The organism is Arthrobacter sp. NPDC056493, assembly GCF_042795115.1.
Lineage (GTDB): Bacteria > Actinomycetota > Actinomycetes > Actinomycetales > Micrococcaceae > Arthrobacter.
The window spans coordinates 40,100-57,533 of the sequence record NZ_JBHTSL010000033.1; the positions used below are offsets into that span (position 1 = coordinate 40,100).

General features: G+C 64.1%; 17 protein-coding genes. 6 read left to right on the top strand and 11 right to left on the bottom strand.

Translation table 11 applies throughout. From position 1 onward, the window contains the following. Positions 1-115: 115 nt before the first annotated feature. A complete protein-coding gene (locus ACFQ50_RS14245; RefSeq protein WP_377996195.1) occupies positions 116-460 on the bottom strand; it encodes a hypothetical protein in 345 nt (114 codons plus the stop codon). Between the two features lie 414 nt (positions 461-874). Here ACFQ50_RS14245 and ACFQ50_RS14250 point away from each other — a divergent pair, with 414 nt between their 5' ends. The 6 genes from ACFQ50_RS14250 to ACFQ50_RS14275 all read left to right on the top strand — a co-directional run bounded on the left by ACFQ50_RS14250 (position 875) and on the right by ACFQ50_RS14275 (position 8,578). After that, positions 875-1,054, top strand: a complete 180-nt coding sequence (locus ACFQ50_RS14250) for a hypothetical protein (RefSeq protein ID WP_377996196.1) — start codon at positions 875-877, stop codon at positions 1,052-1,054. 412 nt (positions 1,055-1,466) lie between these two features. After that, positions 1,467-2,378, top strand: coding sequence for an SMP-30/gluconolactonase/LRE family protein (locus ACFQ50_RS14255; protein WP_377996197.1), 912 nt, complete (start codon positions 1,467-1,469; stop codon positions 2,376-2,378). A 117-nt stretch (positions 2,379-2,495) separates the two neighbouring features. After that, positions 2,496-3,494, top strand: coding sequence for a LacI family DNA-binding transcriptional regulator (locus ACFQ50_RS14260; protein ID WP_377996198.1), 999 nt, complete (start codon positions 2,496-2,498; stop codon positions 3,492-3,494). A 151-nt stretch (positions 3,495-3,645) separates the two neighbouring features. Further along, entirely contained in the window at positions 3,646-4,611 is a 966-nt protein-coding gene (locus tag ACFQ50_RS14265; protein WP_377996199.1) for a sugar phosphate isomerase/epimerase family protein, read from the top strand. 25 nt (positions 4,612-4,636) lie between these two features. Further along, a complete protein-coding gene (locus ACFQ50_RS14270; RefSeq protein WP_377996200.1) occupies positions 4,637-6,085 on the top strand; it encodes a sugar porter family MFS transporter in 1,449 nt (482 codons plus the stop codon). A gap of 336 nt (positions 6,086-6,421) precedes the next feature. Then, positions 6,422-8,578 carry a glycogen debranching N-terminal domain-containing protein gene (locus ACFQ50_RS14275; RefSeq protein WP_377996201.1) on the top strand — a complete coding sequence of 719 codons (2,157 nt, stop codon included), beginning with the start codon at positions 6,422-6,424 and terminating at the stop codon, positions 8,576-8,578. A gap of 154 nt (positions 8,579-8,732) precedes the next feature. Here the strand turns inward: ACFQ50_RS14275 and ACFQ50_RS14280 are convergent, their stop codons facing one another. The 10 genes from ACFQ50_RS14280 to pqqA all read right to left on the bottom strand — a co-directional run bounded on the left by ACFQ50_RS14280 (position 8,733) and on the right by pqqA (position 17,289). After that, positions 8,733-9,011 carry a hypothetical protein gene (locus tag ACFQ50_RS14280; RefSeq protein WP_377996202.1) on the bottom strand — a complete coding sequence of 93 codons (279 nt, stop codon included), beginning with the start codon at positions 9,009-9,011 and terminating at the stop codon, positions 8,733-8,735. 83 nt (positions 9,012-9,094) lie between these two features. Further along, on the bottom strand, positions 9,095-10,501 hold the full coding sequence (locus ACFQ50_RS14285) for a LytTR family transcriptional regulator DNA-binding domain-containing protein (protein ID WP_377996203.1): 1,407 nt from the start codon (positions 10,499-10,501) through the stop codon (positions 9,095-9,097). A 578-nt stretch (positions 10,502-11,079) separates the two neighbouring features. After that, entirely contained in the window at positions 11,080-12,639 is a 1,560-nt protein-coding gene (locus tag ACFQ50_RS14290; RefSeq protein ID WP_377996204.1) for a catalase, read from the bottom strand. A gap of 116 nt (positions 12,640-12,755) precedes the next feature. After that, positions 12,756-12,971, bottom strand: a complete 216-nt coding sequence (locus tag ACFQ50_RS14295; RefSeq protein WP_377996205.1) for a hypothetical protein — start codon at positions 12,969-12,971, stop codon at positions 12,756-12,758. A 572-nt stretch (positions 12,972-13,543) separates the two neighbouring features. After that, entirely contained in the window at positions 13,544-14,086 is a 543-nt protein-coding gene (locus ACFQ50_RS14300) for a manganese efflux pump MntP family protein (protein WP_377996206.1), read from the bottom strand. Further along, on the bottom strand, positions 14,083-15,264 hold the full coding sequence (pqqE, locus tag ACFQ50_RS14305) for a pyrroloquinoline quinone biosynthesis protein PqqE (protein ID WP_377996207.1): 1,182 nt from the start codon (positions 15,262-15,264) through the stop codon (positions 14,083-14,085). The genes ACFQ50_RS14300 and pqqE overlap by 4 nt, the downstream gene beginning before the upstream one ends. After that, positions 15,257-15,535 carry a pyrroloquinoline quinone biosynthesis peptide chaperone PqqD gene (pqqD, locus tag ACFQ50_RS14310; protein WP_377996208.1) on the bottom strand — a complete coding sequence of 93 codons (279 nt, stop codon included), beginning with the start codon at positions 15,533-15,535 and terminating at the stop codon, positions 15,257-15,259. Before pqqD ends, pqqE begins: the two co-directional genes overlap by 8 nt. Next, positions 15,522-16,214: a pyrroloquinoline-quinone synthase PqqC gene (pqqC, locus tag ACFQ50_RS14315; protein WP_377996209.1), complete on the bottom strand. Its 693-nt coding sequence runs from the start codon at positions 16,212-16,214 to the stop codon at positions 15,522-15,524. Before pqqC ends, pqqD begins: the two co-directional genes overlap by 14 nt. Positions 16,215-16,223: 9 nt before the next feature. Continuing rightward, positions 16,224-17,117: a pyrroloquinoline quinone biosynthesis protein PqqB gene (gene pqqB / locus ACFQ50_RS14320; RefSeq protein WP_377996212.1), complete on the bottom strand. Its 894-nt coding sequence runs from the start codon at positions 17,115-17,117 to the stop codon at positions 16,224-16,226. Between the two features lie 76 nt (positions 17,118-17,193). Further along, the gene (pqqA, locus tag ACFQ50_RS14325) at positions 17,194-17,289 is read right to left on the bottom strand and encodes a pyrroloquinoline quinone precursor peptide PqqA (protein WP_377996210.1); all 96 of its coding nucleotides are present in this window, start codon (positions 17,287-17,289) and stop codon (positions 17,194-17,196) included. Positions 17,290-17,434 lie beyond the last annotated feature (145 nt).

The following is a 17,434-nucleotide window of genomic DNA, read 5'->3' on the forward strand; positions in this document are numbered from 1 at the left end:
AACCATAAGCGGCGTCGGGAGGAGGCCCGCGACGGAACCCTCTGCACTCATATCTGCATTTGCATTCCACGGCTGCATCACCGGGCCCCGGGGACCCCGCAGCAGGAACGGCCGACTATGAACCGGCAGTGCGTGACCCGGGCCTACGGCAGGCTTTGTACGGTGGGAGGTCCTCCGCGTCCAGGAGGTCGCGGAGGTGGGCGAGCAGGGCGTGCTCGGGACGCCCAGGGTTCTCAGCCACGTGCACGAGCAAGCCGATGCGGGTTTCCACGTCGAGGTCCGGCTGGGCGAGTAGGTCGTCGATCAGGCGCTTGAGCTGGAACTGCAGGAGGCTGATCCGAGGGGCCGGGTGTGCAGGGGTCGTCGGCGTTGGCTGCGGAACTGCGCACACCGGACCTGGTTGGAACTGGGCGTCCCACTGCCAGGGATTGACGGGTGGCTGGAGTTGAAGGAGCGTCATCGGTGGTGCCTTTCGCCAGCACCGGTACGCCCGGCTCATGCGGCCGTACACACCGGCGTGTTGCCGGTGATCCCCGGTCTGCAAGAGGATCCACCTTGTCTGTCCTCCAGATTCTTGCGGCAGCTGACGGTGATTTCCCGACGGACCTTGGAAGCCACGGGGGGATCCGTCCTCATCCAAGGGACATCGAGCATTGACTCCGGTCACTGGGTGACGTGCTCACCTTCAGGGTTCTTGATCAAAATTTGCGGCAAGCCGGATCGGCCATTGAGGGACGGCAGGAAGACTGGCAACATGCAGCGGATCCGGGCGTTGTGGTCCCGGGTTTGTCAGAGCGGTCAACAGTGCCTCATCGCGGGGCGCATTCAGTCAGGGGGCCGGGTTGAGTTCCGGCGGGAGCAAAGGGGTCCAGGAATGCCAGACCAGTCAGCGACCAGCAATGACCTCACTGAACAGATACCGCCCGCGTTCCAGCTCTTCCCGCTCGCCCACCAAGACACCGGCCCCTCGTCGGCCGGCCACGAGGAAGCACCCTGCCGGCCCACGAGCCAGCTGGACTTCCCCGAGATCTTCCCGGTGTATCCCTTCATCTGAGGATGCTGGCCCAAGCGTGATGGAGGCCGGCGGCGGCTGGGGGGAGATGCCCGGTCTCAGAGGCACTCGTCGCCGCCGGCCCGAAACCAAGTCAACACCCGGCCCCGCCCCTCCTGCACGAGTAGTCCCTACCTGATTCCGGCGGCCGACCGCCACCCGGCTGCGCAGGTCGCTTTTCTTCACGCTCTCCAGCCGCGTTTGGTAAGCACCACTCCACGCCCCCCTGGCCGCAGGCCCGGGAAAACTGCCTCATCGTCGACGACGCACTCGACGCAGCCGCAGCCCTCGAACCGGAACCCGGCGAATGGGCCCTTTTCCCGCGATGACTGGAGAAAATCAGAGCGTGTGCGCGCCGTGGCCGGATCCTTCACGGCTGGCAGGGGAAACTGGAGAGACCACAGGAGGAAATCGTATGGGTTCGGAACTGATGACTGGCCGTCTGGAGCGGCTTTTCACCGGCACGGTGTGGGCCGAGGGCCCGGTGTGGGTGCCCTCATCCCAGACCGTGCGCTGGAGCGACATACCCAACGACCGCATCCTCGAGTTCCACCCCGCCACGGGGATGACCCGCGAGTACGCAACGGCAGTCGAGTTCACCAACGGCCGGACCCTGGACGCCGACGGGAGCCTTGTACAGTGCAGCCACGGACAGCGCCGGGTTGAGCGCGACCGTGAAGGTACTGTGACGGCTCTGGTCGATTCCTTCCGGGGCAGGCGGCTGAACTCGCCCAACGATGTGGTGACCGCCAGGGACGGGACGATCTGGTTCACTGACCCGCCGTACGGGATCCTGCCCGGCACCGTGGAGGGGCACGAGGGCGTGCAAGAGTACGGCGGTTGTTATGTCTTCCGCTACGAGCCGGCGACCGACACGCTCACTGACGTGATCAAGGACCTGGTCCACCCGAACGGTCTCGCCTTTTCCCCCGATGAATCCGTACTGTATGTCGCGGACACCGCCGGTCCCAGCCACGGCGTGCCGCTGAGGATCGCAGCGTACGACGTCACCAACGGTGCCTGCAGCCCCCGCGGCAGCTTCATCGAGTTCGACGACGACCACCCCGCCGACGGCCTGCGTGTGGACCCGGAAGGCAGGATATGGACCTCGGCCGGCCCCTCGGTGCAGGTCTACTCCCCGTCCGCAGAGCTCCTTGCCACCGTTCGCCTGCCCGAGAGGGTGTCAAACCTCTGCTTCGGCGGCCCGGACGGCCACGATCTCTACATAACCGCAACCACCAGCCTCTACCGGATCCGCACCAGGACACGCGACGCCGCTCAAAGGACGAACCCAACTGGTGGATCCGGTCCGCGCCCACAGAACTAGCCAGCAAATGGGGGATAGCAACTTTCGCTTAGACACCGCACTGAAACCGTGCGAGTATCCGTTGCGTGTCGGAGTCGGCGGTGCCAATAACAGGGAAGCCGATATGATCACTTCACAGTGGCTATTCATGAGAACGCGAAGCGTGTAGGAATCATTGACGTAGCCCGCGAGGCGGGCGTTTCGACGGCTACAGTCAGCTTTGTTCTGGCGGGAAAGCAACCGGTGGCGGATGGCACGCGTGAGCGGGTCCTCGAAGTGGTCCGCCGGCTGGGCTACCAGCGGAACCGGCATGCCCGCGCGTTGCGCCGCGGTGCCTCACGATCGCTGTCGGCCGTCGTGCCCGATGTCACCAACCCGTTCTATGCCGAACTGGTCGCAGCCATCGAGAATGCGGCAAGCAGCCGGGGCTGGATGCTCTCGCTGATGAACTGCCAACTGGACCGCGCCCGCGAGGTGTCCTATCTCAACACCGTATTCGACGAAGTTCCGGACGGGATTATCTACGTCCCGATGACGAGCGACGCCGTGCTTGAAGTCGAGTCCCGCTTCGACTCGGGGCCGCCGATTGTGATCGTCGATGAGATCACTTCCCACGCCGGCCTCGGCGCGGTATCTGTGGACAATGATGCGGGAGCACGCATGGTGGCGCGGCACTTCCGTTCGCTCGGACGCCGGCGGGCGCTGGTTACCGGCCCGCCGCAGGGCCTGCCGACGTCGCAAAGCCGCAGCGCCGGCTTCGTCGATGAAGCCGCCAAGGTTGGCCTCGAGGTGGCGCACGCAGCTTTCGGTGAGATCCGCACCTCCGACGCCGGTGCCGTCGCGGCCGAACTGCTGCTCAAAGACAGGACCATCGACGCCTACTTTGCCGGCAATGACTTCCTGGCCATCCAGGTTCTGTTCGAGCTGCAGCGCGCCGGAGTCCGGGTGCCCGAAGACATCGCGATCTGTGGCTTCGACGGCATCGGCTGGGGGCAGATGATCACCCCGCGGCTGACAACAGTGCGCCAACCGCTGGAGCAGATAGCCAATGCAGTTATCGACCTCATCTCGAAGCCAGCGGACGAGCACCGGGAGATCGTCCTGCCCGTTGAGTTCGTGCGCGGCCAGACGGCCTAGCGTCGCTCCCGCCGGATTCTTTCAAAGCACTTGTTGTCATGTCAGGACATTAAGCCTAAGCTGAGGAATCTAAAGGTTTAGATTGGATTTGAAGTGGTTGGATGATCTAAACCTTTAGACCCACGCACTACGACGTACGAAAGGAACGCTCATGCAGCTCGGCCTGATCACCGACTCGCTCGGGTCCCGCCCCCTGGAGCAAGTGCTCGACACTGCCGCCGAATTAGGCCTGGACACCGTGGAAATCGCCACCGGCAACTGGTCCGAATCCCCGCACGCAAACCTCGAGGCCCTCGCCTCCAGTGCCACCGCACGCAACGCCCTCGCTGATGCCGTCCATTCGCGGGGCCTCACGCTGAGCGCCCTGAACGCAAACGGCAACCAGCTCCATCCGGTGACCGGGCCCGAGCATGACCGGGTGGTGCGCGACACCATCAAGGTGGCTTCTGAGATGGGCGTGCCGACTGTGGTGCTGATGTCCGGGCTCCCCGGCGCCCGTGGTGAGAAATCACCGAACTGGATCACCACGTCCTGGCCCCCGGAAACACTCGAGATCCTCGACTACCAGTGGACCGACGTCGCAACGCCCTACTGGGTGGAGCTCGCTGCCTTCGCACGTCGCCTCAACGTGCGCCTGGCCGTTGAGATGCACGGACGGCAGCTCGTCTTCAACGTGGCCACCCTGAAGCGGCTCCAGGGCATTGTTGGGGACGATGTTGTGGGTGCCAACCTCGATCCTTCGCACCTCATGTGGATGGGCGCAGACATCCTCGCAGTCATCCGCGCGCTCGGTCCGTCGATCTTCCATGTGCACGCCAAGGACGCCCGGATCGAAAGACCCAACACGGCAGTCAACGGCATCCTCGACACCCTCCCGCCGGCCAGGACCGTGGACCGCTCCTGGAATTACGTCACCCTCGGCCTCGGCCACCCCGGCGGGTCCGCCTTTTGGGCGGACTTCGTCTACACCCTGCAGGCCGTCGGGTACACCGGACCCCTGAACATCGAGCACGAGGACGTCATTGTGAACTCGAGCGAGGGCGTCCGCAAATCGGCCGAACTCCTGCGATCCGTGGTTCTCCGCGACGCCCCGGACTGGGCCCCCGCCCGGATCTGACCACTCCCCCACCAAAGGACAGCACATGCAGACGACGACGTCTCCCGCACTCCGCAAGACAGGCTCCGCGGCGCCTTCCGGCCCCAAACTGGGGCTAATCACCGCGATCGCAACCCTCGGCGGCCTCCTGTTCGGTTACGACACCGGCGTTATCAGCGGCGCCCTCCCCTTCATGGCGTTGCCCGGAAATGAGGGCGGACTGGATCTCACGCCCGCCGAGGAGGGCCTGGTCGCTGCCGCCCTCGTCTTCGGCGCAACATTTGGAGCGCTTTTCGGCGGTCGCCTCTCGGACCGCCAGGGCCGCAAGCGCAACATCATGCTGCTCGCGGTGATCTTCTTCATCGGTGCCATCGGATGTGCGATGGCACCGAACACCGCCATGATCATCCTTGCCCGCTTCGTTCTGGGCCTGGCCGTAGGGGGAGCCTCGGCCACGGTGCCGGTGTTCCTTGCCGAGCTCGCCCCGGCCTCACGACGAGGACAGATCGTCACAGTGAACGAGCTGATGATCGTGACCGGCCAGCTCATCGCCTACAGCTCGAACGCCGTTCTCGGTTCAGTTTCAGGCGACGGACACGTCTGGCGGTGGATGCTCGTGCTCGCATCCCTTCCGGCAGTGCTGCTTTGGCTGGGCATGCTCCTCGTCCCCGAATCAGCCCGATGGCTCGTCAGCCAGGGGCGCATCGACCAGGCCCGAAGGTCACTGACCCGGACGCGGCCGTCGGACAACGTCGACGACGAGCTCCGGGAAATGCAGGCCACCGCGGAGCAGGACGCAAAGACCGGCCAGGGCAGCCTGCGCGACCTTCGCACTCCCTGGGTCCGGAAACTCGTCCTGCTGGGAATCGCCATCGCATTCCTCTCCCAGACAACGGGCGTCAACAGCATCATGTACTTCGCACCGTCAGTGCTCATCTCCACAGGCCTGGACACCCAGGCAGCCCTCGTAGCGACCATCTGCAACGGCGTCGTATCCGTCATCGGGACCCTGCTCGGTATCTACCTCCTGCACAGAGGGGTCGGACGCCGGCCGATCATCATCACCGGCCAGGCCGGCCTGACGGTCGCGCTGGCACTCATCGGCTTCTTCTTCCTGCTGCCCGAATCAACGCTGCGCTCCTACCTTGTACTGGCAGGCATGCTGGCGTTCCTGTTCTTCATGCAGGCGTGCATCGGCCCGATCTTCTGGCTGCTGCTCGCCGAGATCTTCCCGCTGCGCATCCGCGGTTTCGCCACCGGACTCGCGGTGTCCTTCGTGTGGATCGCCAACACGATCGTGTCCCTGGTCTTTCCCATCCTCATCAACGCCATCCATGGGGCCACGTTCTTCCTCTTCGCCGTGATCAACATAGGAACACTGGTCTTCTACATTCGGTCAATCCCGGAAACCACCGGCCGCACGCTGGAAAAAGTGGAAGAAGAACTCACCCTCCGGTTCACCGGGCAGATACCCCTCACCCAACACAGACGCTGAGTCACATCACAGCTCACCTCTCCCCGCTCTGCGGCGGTGCACCCCGAAACGGGGGTGCACCGCCGTTGACATGGAGTACTGCCGGGGCCTGTGCGACGGGCCCCTCCTGCCGGGCAAGGATGCCGCCAGGTCAGCTACCAACCGCCGGATTTGGCCGCTCCCCCGGCTTGCTCAGCGTATTTGCGGGACGCGCCCAAACCATGCATGCGCTGGCCTGAAATACTCCGGCTCACCAGCAGTGTCTTCGAGCCCAATACCGCTTTTGTTTGGGCTGGCACCATGCGGCATACGGGCGTAGCGTCGGTAGCGCGAATGAAATCCTTTGAAGGAGCCGGAATGGCCGGATGGAATGCCGACACCGCTGCCGGGCCGCTGGGATCAGGGACAGTCACTCTGGTCGAGGGTTCATCCTTCTGCATTTCCTCCGCAAACGGGGATATCCATCCGGAATACCCGCACGGGGTTTTCCATGAAGATACCCGTATCCTGTCCGGGTGGAATCTGACCGTCAATGGCCAGGCACTGGAACCGCTGGCGGCGGAAACGAAAGAACCATACCGAGCCTTGTTTGCCGGCCGGGTTCCTCGCACGGACGGGTACGCAGACAGCGCGCTGATCGTGGAGCGCCTGCGTGAGGTGGGGACGGGAATCGTAGAGGAGATCACCGTCAGCAACTTCTCTTCGGATGCCGCTGAGTGCATGGTTGTCCTGAGCGTTGAATCCGATTTCGCGGACCTCTTCGAGGTGAAGGAGGCACGCATCCGGCGACGCTGGGACGAGTCCCGCGCAGCGGAGGGCGAATCCCTGACGATCCGCGGCGCCTGGCAGGACCTACGGAAGGCCGTCGTCGTGTCGGCCGCCGGCGCGGAGGTGGCGCCGGAGGCGCTGACCTACCGGACTGTCGTCCCGCCGCACGGACAGTGGAGTGCAACCGTGAGTGTGGTGCCCGCCGTCGACGGCACCGGCCCCGCGTCGCCGTTTGTTCATTCTGCTGCGGGTGAGATGTCCCCGCGTGACCGTCGCCGGCAGGAGTGGGTGTCTAAGATTCCGGTCCTGCAGATAGGCAACCGCTCCATCGAACGGACCCTTCGGCGCAGCTATGACGACCTGGGCGCGCTTCGCATCGAGGATCCGGAGCACCCGGACCGGATCGTGGTGGCCGCTGGAGCGCCGTGGTTCATGGCGCTGTTCGGCCGCGACTCGCTGTGGGCGTCTCTCATGGCCATGCCCGTGGACCCTTCTTTGGCCCTTGGCACCGTCCAGACGCTGTCCGACCGCCAGGGCAGCCTGGTGCACCCGATGAGCGGGGAGGAGCCCGGCAAGATCCTGCACGAGGTCAGACTCGATGTCTCCAGCGGACTGGCCCTGGGCGGAAAGTCCGCCTACTACGGCAGCGTCGACGCCACGCCGCTGTTCCTGATAGTGCTCGGTGAAGTGGGTCGCTGGGGTTTTGCCGCAGAGACAATGGCCGCACTGATGCCCCACGCGGACCGGGCCCTGGAATGGATCCTGGAGTATGGAGACCGCGACGGTGACGGGTTTGTCGAGTATGCGCGCCTCAATGACGACGGGCTGATTAACCAGGGCTGGAAGGACTCCTGGGATGGCGTCAACTTCGCGGACGGAAGGATGGCCGAGCCGCCCATCGCACTTTGTGAAGTGCAGGGTTATGTCTACGGCGCCTACATGGCCAGGGCCTGGATGGCGTACGACGCCGGCGATGACGCTTTGGCCGCTGAGCTGCGGGATCGCGCGGCGCAACTGAAGCAACAGTTCAACGAACAGTTCTGGCTACCCGACCGCGGCTACTACGCCATCGCGCTTGACCGCGAGAAGCGGCCGGTTGATGCGTGCGCTTCCAACATGGGCCACTGCCTGTGGAACGGAATCATCGACCAGGACAAGGCCCCACTGGTCGTTGAACGGCTGATGTCCCCGGAGATGTTCAGCGGCTGGGGAGTGCGGACCCTGGCAAGCAATATGGGCGCCTACAACCCCGCAAGCTACCACAACGGTTCTGTCTGGCCCCACGACAATGCAGTCATCCAGGCCGGTCTACTGCGCTATGGGTTCGTAGAACAGGCGCAACGGATCTCAACGGCTCTGCTGGAGGCAGCCGAGTACTCGGAAGGACGGCTACCCGAACTGTTCTGTGGCTTCGACCGCAAGCGCTACGCCGCGCCTGTCCCCTACCCCACAGCGTGCTCGCCGCAGGCCTGGGCGGCCACGACACCGATATTCCTTGTGACCAACTTGATGCGCTACTACCCGCACGTTTCCGTCGGCGGTCTTTGGATGGATCCGGTGCTTCCCAAATCGTACGGCGACCTTCATATCAAGAATGCCCCCATGGCCGGCGGCCGCATCACGATCGACATTTCCGGTTCGGAGGCGAGCATTCAGGGACTGCCCGAGGGCATGGTGTTTCACCGCGGAACCCGCCCCTGGATGGCCGACCTGGTGGAACGTGCCCGGACGCGCCGAAAGACCTAGCCGGGCCCGCACATGAGGGCTGCCCCTATGTCCAGCCAATGCACCGCCGTCCATCAGGACGAGCCGATCCGATATGGACGTCTGGTCACGGGGCGGCGCCGGCGCGCCAGTCTGTCCGGGCGTCGTCCCCCAAAGTCAGCAGCAAGCCTCCGGCTCAACGCTTCTTTCCCCCAACGCCCGGCACAGACGCGACTTGCTTCATCCACGCCGCGACCTGGCGCTCGTCAATGTCGTCCATGGATTCGAGCTCCACGCCCGGCGTCGACTTGCCCATCCCCACCGGTGTCACCGGCGGTACGGGCTCGAGCGCCGCTTTCGCGGGACTTGCCCTGCCGGTCATGGCTTCCGGCAGCCCGGTGGTGACGCCACCGTGTGACGCGGTGCGCGCGACCGGCTTTTGGGCTTCCCTCTTACCGACCTCCCTGCTGGTCATGGAAAGCATTATTCCTTACGCGTCGTGAGAAGGAGCCGGGGCACATCAAGCGGGACGGAAGGCCCATTATCGGCACTCGAGCCTCAGATGCTCAGCGTTCCACGTACCGCGCGAACGTTCCGCCGGGATACCGGCACCATAGTGTTCTTTGGATCGTCCATGACCAGGACCAGTTCGCCCTTGTCCCGACGCTCGACTTCCCGAATACGGCTCAAGTTGACCAGATACTGGCGGTGAACTCGCAGGAAACTGCCGGTGCCGGCCAAATCGGTTTCGAGTTTATCCAGGCCAGCTGCGGCAGCCCGCAGCTTGCCCTCGTCCGTGTGCAGCCAAACGCCGGTGCCGTCCGCTTCGGCCACCGTGACCTCTGACGTCCGGAGCATCACCATCCGGTTCTCCTCGCGCAGAGCGACAATGCGACGAGGGGGTTGTCCCAGCAAAACCCCGCCTGTTTCTGCCTGCGGGAACTGTTCGCCGGTAGAGGACCCGAAGGAAATCAGGTGTCCGATCAGATTGCCATGAAGGAAGACGGGGCGAAATCCGATCAATGATGGTTCGTCAGCGAGATGGGTAAAGATTTGCGTCGATCCGGTCCAACCCGGATCCGAGTTCGCGCGCGTGGTCGCATAGCGGGCCGCATGAATGAACGACGGGAGCTGCGGAATCCACCGCCCAACAACATCAACGGCAGGGGTGTTGCTGGGCACGCCGAGGATGACGCTCGCCGTGTCGTCGGCGATCACTACCGCACCTGCCGTGTCGACGGCGACCAGTGGCTCTTTAGACCGTCCCCGGGCGTGGGTGTAGGCGGCAAGCAGCTCACTGCCGCTGTCGTGGGCCCGCCAACGCAAGCTGTTCTGGGCGCGGGAGACGGACCTCTCCAGCCACTGCCGCGTTGATAGCGGCAGGTCACTGCGCCAACACGAAATATTCAGGACGGCAAGCGGCTCCTTGCTCACCACGTCCCGCACCGCCACCGCCGCGCAGGACCAGTCATGAAAAGCCTGCGCCCAGTGCTCGGATTGTCTGATCATGACCGCACGCCGGGCCACGAGCGCAGTGCCCATGCTGTTCGTGCCCACCGCACCCTCGGACCAGCTGAACCACGGGGCGAGACCGCCCGCAGTGGCGACCGAACGTGTGTACTTGTCGCCCCAGGAGGTCAGCACCCGGCCGCCGGCGTCGGCGATCGTCACAACACCTCCCGCGTCGGCTACTTCGTGCGCCATGGCAGCAGCACAAAAACCCAACTCCGCGAAGACCACATCCTGGTCGAGGGAGTACGCGGCCTGCGAGACCGGCGCGTTTGGCACCTCCGTCAAGAAGGGGTCGATCCGGTACTGGTCCCGGGATCGCTGCCAAGAAATCGCCACTTCTGGCCGCACGCCATACACATCATCCTCACCCTGCACGAAACGTTCCCACGCACTGTAGACCTCGGCTTTGGCCGACTCTCGGGATATCGGCTGGAGTCGCTTATCACCCGACATTGGGTACCTCCTGGGATTACTTATTCTTGGACGACAACTGGTAGTAACCTCCGCGTAACGGCGTGGTGAACGGTGTTGGGGGCGGCTGCAGGCCAGGCCCGTCTTCACGGAGGCGACAGCCTTGGCGTCGAACGTGGGGCCCCACTTTGGCTTCGAATCCCGGTCCGCACAAGTGTGCACTCGTAGGGGATAACAGTGGCGATGCGCTCAGCACCGAGGTCTGGGTAACGTTGGAGACTGCGCAGTCCAGGGACAACGCCCACCTGCGCATGTGCAACGGCAAGTGCTGAACCCTGCTCACCATGTCTGGCGGCCGGCGGCAATGCGGTTTGGTATCTCGGGCATGATTCCTCTTTCCTTTGATGACCTGCCACGCCTTGGCCTGTCGCCTTTCCGTGACCCACTTCACAAGTAGATGCCTCGGAAGGTTGCATTCAGGTTGCATATTTTTCGCCCCGTGATGGACTATCACGTGCTCATCGTCACCGACCACCTTGGCGAGGTCCTCTGGCGGATCGGGCACCGGTACCCCGTCGGTCCATGTGGGCTTTGATGAGGTCCAATTTTCATGTTTCGGCTCAATTCATCGGAGAAGGTGTGCAAGCAGAGCACCACGCCGAGCCCGGATAGAAGTGTAGGAACGGGGTTGGTAATGGCCTTGGGCCGATTTTGTTGGCGGCTTCGGCGTCGGAGAGGGGTGCTGCGCCGAGGTTGGCGCGGAGCTTGGCGCCGAGTTCGGCGTCAACGCTGGTCCAGTACGCGATGGCGCGTTCCTTGATGTCTTCGCGCTTCACGCCGCCCACGGCACCGGTGATGGTGTCCAGGAAACGGGCCTTCTCGGCGTCGTTGTAGACCTCGCGGTACAGCGCACCGGCCTGGACGAAGTCGCCGTCCTCGGCGTGCAGGGAGTGCGCGGCGTGCGTCAGCTCGCCGTCGTTCTCCCAGCCGCCTGCCGGGGACTGCTCAACGGCGGCCGGGCCGCCGAACGTGTTCGGTGCGTAGACCGGAACCGACGGGGCGTTGAACAGGAAGCGTCCGGCGCCGTCCTGGCTGTAGTTGTTGACCTGGTTCTTGGGCTGGTTCACCGGGATCTGGGCGTGGTTGGTACCCACCCGGTAGCGGTGCGCGTCAGCGTAGGAGAAGATCCGGGCCTGGAGCATCTTGTCCGGGGACGCGGCGATGCCGGGCACGAAGTTCGACGGCGCGAAGGTGGCCTGTTCGATCTGCGCGAAGTAGTTCTCCGGGTTCCGGTTCAGCTCCATGGTGCCGACCTTGATCAGCGGGTAGTCCGCGTGCGGCCAGACCTTGGTCAGGTCGAACGGGTTGAACCGGTAGGTCTTGGCGTCCTCGTACGGCATGACCTGAACGTGCAGGTCCCAGGAGGGCAGGTTGCCGGCTTCGATGTTCTCGTGTAGGTCGCGGATGTAGAAGTCCGCGTCCGAGCCGGCCAGCGCCTCGGCCTCTTCGCCGGTGATCGAGTTCACGCCCTGGTTGGAGCGGAAGTGGTACTTGACCCAGAACCGCTCGCCCTCGGCGTTGATCCACTGGTAGGTGTGCGAGCCGTAGCCCTGCATCTCACGCCAGGACGCCGGCAGGCCGCGGTCACCCATCAGCCAGGTGACCTGGTGTGCCGACTCCGGGGACAGGGTCCAGAAGTCCCACTGCATGTCCGCGTCACGCAGGTGCGTGCCGGGCAGGCGCTTCTGGGAGTGGATGAAGTCCGGGAACTTGATGCCGTCGCGGATGAAGAACACCGGGGTGTTGTTGCCCACGAGGTCGTAGTTGCCCTCGGAGGTGTAGAACTTCACCGCGAAACCGCGCGGGTCACGCCACGTGTCCGGGGAACCGTTCTCGCCCGCGACCGAGGAGAAACGGATCAGCATCTCGGTCTCCACACCGGGCTGCAGGAACGCCGCCTTGGTGTACTTGGAGACGTCCTCGGTGGCCTTGAACGTGCCGAACGCGCCGCCGCCCTTGGCGTGCACCACACGCTCTGGAACCCGCTCGCGGTTGAACTGGGCGAGCTTCTCCACCAGGTAGTGATCCGTGAGGATGATCGCGCCGTCAGCACCGACAGCCTTCGAATGCGCATCGGACGTAACCGGCGCACCTGACTGGGTCGTTGAAATGGCAGTCATTATTCTCCTATTTCTTAGACGGCGACTTGGATTTTGAGGAGAGGACGGTCCGACAATCCGTTCCAGACTTTGTTGTCCACTAACCTTCGACAGGCAGCGGGGTCATCGGCCGGCGGTCACGAGAGTATCTGTTCGCGGGTCTCTCCGAAGGGAACCGCGTCGCTGAGCGTGAGTGTGTACCGGCCAGGATTGTGGCGGGTGACCAGGATGCCGGCGCAGCATTCGGTCGACAATACCTGCCGGAGTTCGGCCTCTGCATCGTCGAGCAAATCGTACAATCGACCGGGGTCGGTAACGAGGACTTCCAAATGCCCGGTGGCGTGAGTAGGCATGATTAACAGCTTCCTTCCGAGAGAGTAGGCTCCACCAACGTTGGGGTGGGCAATGTTTTAGATCGAATCGAATACAGCATGACGGGATCATCACGAACAAACAGACGACGGCACCCTGTTCCGCTCTCGACCACCCATATGAGTCCGCCGTCGTCTGAGCGGTCGTCCACATAGGCCACATACAGGATCGAGTCGACGGGCGAGACCTCAACGCAGTCGCCGGGCTGCAGAGAAGCCCAGTCCGGGACAGGCTGCTGGTCGGGTAGTCTGGTACGTCCCCCGGGGGGTTCCTGTGTTTGTTGATTCATGTCCTATTCCTTAGACGAACCGGTGCGGCCTGCGTCGGCGTTAATCCTGGAGCTAAGCCTTTCCGTGTTGGTGCACATCGCAGGGGCAGTACATGTTCCGGCACGTGTAGCAAGCGGGCATCATCTTGCAGCGCGTACAGACATCGCAGCTGACTGGCTCTGCGTGCCGGCCGGCATCCCCCAAGGTGTAGGGCTCCCCACAGTGGTAGCACGGTGGGCGCACACTTTCTTCTCCCCGGTCGCGCAGGTCGGTGTTCTGCATCATCAGTCAGCTTCCACGCCCGCGACCATGAGGCCCGCCATCACCACGAGCGCGAGTCCGGACAGCAGGTCCGTACGAAGGCGGGGGATGAAGTTGGCGACCGTGCGGCCGATCTGGTGTCCAGCGACCGCCATCACGAAAGTGGTGAAGGCGAAAAGGAAGGGTGCAATCCACGGCGAATAGCCTGCGAGGCCAAGCGTTGCACCCGCAGCCACGTTGTCGATGCTCAACGGCACGGGCAGCCATCGCCTGGCCGTCTTCAAGTCAAGGTCGGCATTCTCCGGTGACCGGAGCGCCTTGACGGTTACCCACAGGCCGTATCCGGCAAGGCCGACCGCCCCGATCATCCCGGCCGTGCCCTCGATCTTGGTGCTCAAGTACTCACCGATAAGCAGCCCAACGACCGGTGCCAGGCCATCCCATGCGGCGAAAATCAGGGAAGTCCTGATGGACTGGCGCCAGGTCGGTTTGAGTCCCCCGAGTGCGATCGATGTCCGAAAGTTGTCAAGGCCCAGGGCGAATCCGAGTCCTATCAGGGCGATCATGATATTCCTTTCAACACGGTGGCGGACAGCGGGACGGGCGTCCTCCCCGTCCTTCCCTGCGTAGGGGCAATCGCCCGTTTCGTGCGGCCCGCCTGCTGGCGGGGAATCACAGAGCCGGCCTGCGGCCGCATCGGGTCGTTTGCTGCCGCCACCGCCGCCTCGACCAGTCCGTGGTCCGGCGAGAGGTGACATACCGGGTCTGTCCTGGCAGCGTCGCCGGTGAGCGCCAAGGCCTGGCAGCGACAGCCGCCGAAGTCGATGTCCTTGCGATCGCAGCTGCGGCACGGGTCCGGCATCCACGCGTCGCCGCGGAACTGCTGAAACAGTGGTGCTTTCTCCCAGATCCACTCCAGAGAGTGCTCGCGGACACTGGCAGGGGCTAGTTCAAGGCTGCGGGCGACTTCATGGGCGGCCGGGCAGGGCAGGGCCTCGCCGTTAGGCACCACGGTGAACTGGCGACTGGCCCAGCCATCCATGCAGGGCTTGGGGTACTTGCTGTAGTAGTCGGGCATGACGTAGATGATCTCCATCCGGTCCCCGAACCGATCCCGAGCCGCCCGTACCGACGCCTCGGCTCGCTCCAGCTGGTCGCTGGTCGGGAGCAACTCGGCCTGGTTAGGTCCTGCCCAGCCGGCATACTGCGTGTTTGCCAGCTCTATACGGTCGGCCTCCATCGCCTGCGCCATCTCGAGGATGCCGCCGATCCGGTCGATGTTCTGCCGGTGCAGCACAACGTTGAGGGTTAGTGGCCATCCCAGCTGTTTGATGAGCCGCGCGGCCACGTGCTTTCGCTCGAACGAGACGGTGCCGGCGATCTCGTCGGACAGGGATTGTTCATCGGCCTGGATGCTGAGCTGCACGTGGTCGAGGCCTGCTTTGCGGAGTTGCTCGGCTCGACGGGTGGATAGGCCGAGCCCGCTGGTGATCAGGTTGGTGTACAGGCCCAACTGGTTGGCGCACTGCACCAGGTCGACGATGTCGTGGCGCTGCAGCGGCTCGCCGCCTGAGAGGTGAAGCTGGAGCACACCCAGGTCGGCGGCCTCGGCAAATACTCGTTGCCACTCCTCGGTGCTCAGCTCGTCACGATAGTCGTCGAGCTGGAGGGGATTGGAGCAGTAGCCGCACTGCAGTGGACAGGAGTACGTGAGCTCAGCGAGCAGCCCGTAGGGCTTATCCATGGTCTACCTCCATGCCGTGCTTGGTGACGAGGGCCGACACGAAGCGTTGAACGTCGCCGTCGGCGACCTGGTCGTATCGGCGGCGCAATTCGGCCTCGATCTCTGCGACTGTCCGCTTGGCGTCGCACAACTCCACGATCGCGGCGCCGGTGGGGTTGATGGCCAAAATCGTCTCTGGTGAGAGCAGCGCGTATTCCCCGCGCGCGGCGTTGAAGACCATCCGCACGTGCGGAGCCAACCGCGGCCGGGCGGCCCCATTAACGATTTCCATAAGCCTGGTCAATCGAATCGAGCATGCTCCACAGCACGTCGCACTTGAAGGACAGTGCCGCCACCGCCGCTGCCTGCGTTTCTGGAGTGACACAGTATTTCCGCACGATCTCAAGGCCGTGCTCAGAGTCGCGGGGCGCCTGGGTAATGCGAGCCCGGAAATAGGCGAGCCCCTGTGGGTCGATCCAGGTGTAGTGGCGTTCGAATGCTGAGAGCCGCTCTGCCATGAGATCGGGTGCAAACAACTCGGTCAGTGAGGATGCCACCGCTTCCACCCATGGACGGGTGCGTGTGAAGTTGACGTAGGCGTCGACGGCGAATCGCACACCGGGGAGCAGATGCCGTGAGTCCTCGAGCTCCTCACGTGTTAGGCCAACGGCCTCACCTAGACGCAGCCACGACTCAATCCCGCCGGTTCCCTCGGTGGTGCCGTCGTGGTCAATGATCCGCTGGACCCAGCGGCGCCGTACCTCACTATCCGGGCAGCTGCTGAGGATCGCCCCGTCCTTCCGGGGAATGTTCACTTGGTAGTAGAAGCGGTTGGCCACCCACCCCCGGATCTCCTCGCGGCTGGACTGTCCCTGGTTCATCCGACGATGGAAAGGGTGCTCGCTGTGGTACTGCTTGGCGTGCGCGCGGAGCGACTCCTCGAGTTCATCGGGTGTGAGTACTGCCGTCATCGTTGCTCCTTAGATTTCCAGTTCCAGCCCGTCCACCGCGACCTCCATGCCATGCCGGGCGAGGTGGAGTCGTTCCGGCGAGTCGTCGAGCAAAATCGGATTGGTGTTGTTGATATGGATGTAGATCTTGCGATCGATGGGTAGCGGCGACAGCAGCTCAAGGCTGCCGCCCGGCCCATCGATCGGTACGTGTCCCATGTCACGCGAAGTCTTGCTGGCCAGGCCGAGCCTGGGCATCTCGTCGTCGAGCCAGCAGGTACCGTCGACCAGCAAGGCGGAGCAGCCCGCCAGCTCCTCGAGGATGTCGGGCGTGAGCTGCTGCACGCCAGGGAGGTAGACCAAGCTTCGACGGCTGGCGGTGTCAGTGACGCGGTAGCCCACGACCCGACCGCTCTCCGCAGCCCCCGGGAAGCGCATTTTCTTGCTGGTGGGGACGTCGAACGCGCGATACGACAGCCCCTGGCCTAGCACCATCTCGGTGCCGGGCACCACCGGTCGCCACGTGACCGGACAGTACGCTTCGAGCGTCCGCAGTATCCCGGTTCCCGAGGTGAGGGTCTCGTACACCGACTCCGTCGCGTGAACCTCCAGTCCGCGACCCTCCCGCAACAAGAGCAGGCCGAGCGTGTGGTCAAGCTCGGCGTCAGTCAGCAGCACGGCCTGCATCCGAGCCACACTGCCGTCGTCGGGATGCAGGGACTCGAAGGACTCTATTTGTGACTGGATGTCGGGTGAGGCGTTGAAGAGGAACCACTGCTGCCGGTCAGCGCTGACCGCGATGGACGACTGGGAGCGTGCGACGCAGGGTCGCGAGCCGCTCCGTGCCGCCCGGCACTGTGGGCACGCGCAGTTCCACTGGGGGAATCCTCCTCCGGCTGCCGATCCCAGTATGCGCGTGAGCATCACCGGTTACATCCTTTCGCTGTGTGGCCGGTGGGGTGCCGGGCCAGGTTTGGCTCCGGCACCCCACCGGATTCTTCTACTTGGTTGCCACGTAGGCGGTTACCTCGGCGGACACGCGGATTTCCGCGATCGTGGGTGCTTCCCACGTTTTCCGGTTGTTATCAACGGTCATGGTCTTTCTCTCCTTTCGGTCTCTGGGCGGGTGCCTGAATGGGCGGGTAGTGGGCCAGGAATCAGCCGGGCAGGGCGAAAGCGATCAACGCGCTGCCGTGGCCTGCACTGCCCAGCGCCGGGACGATGCCTTCGAGCCATCCACC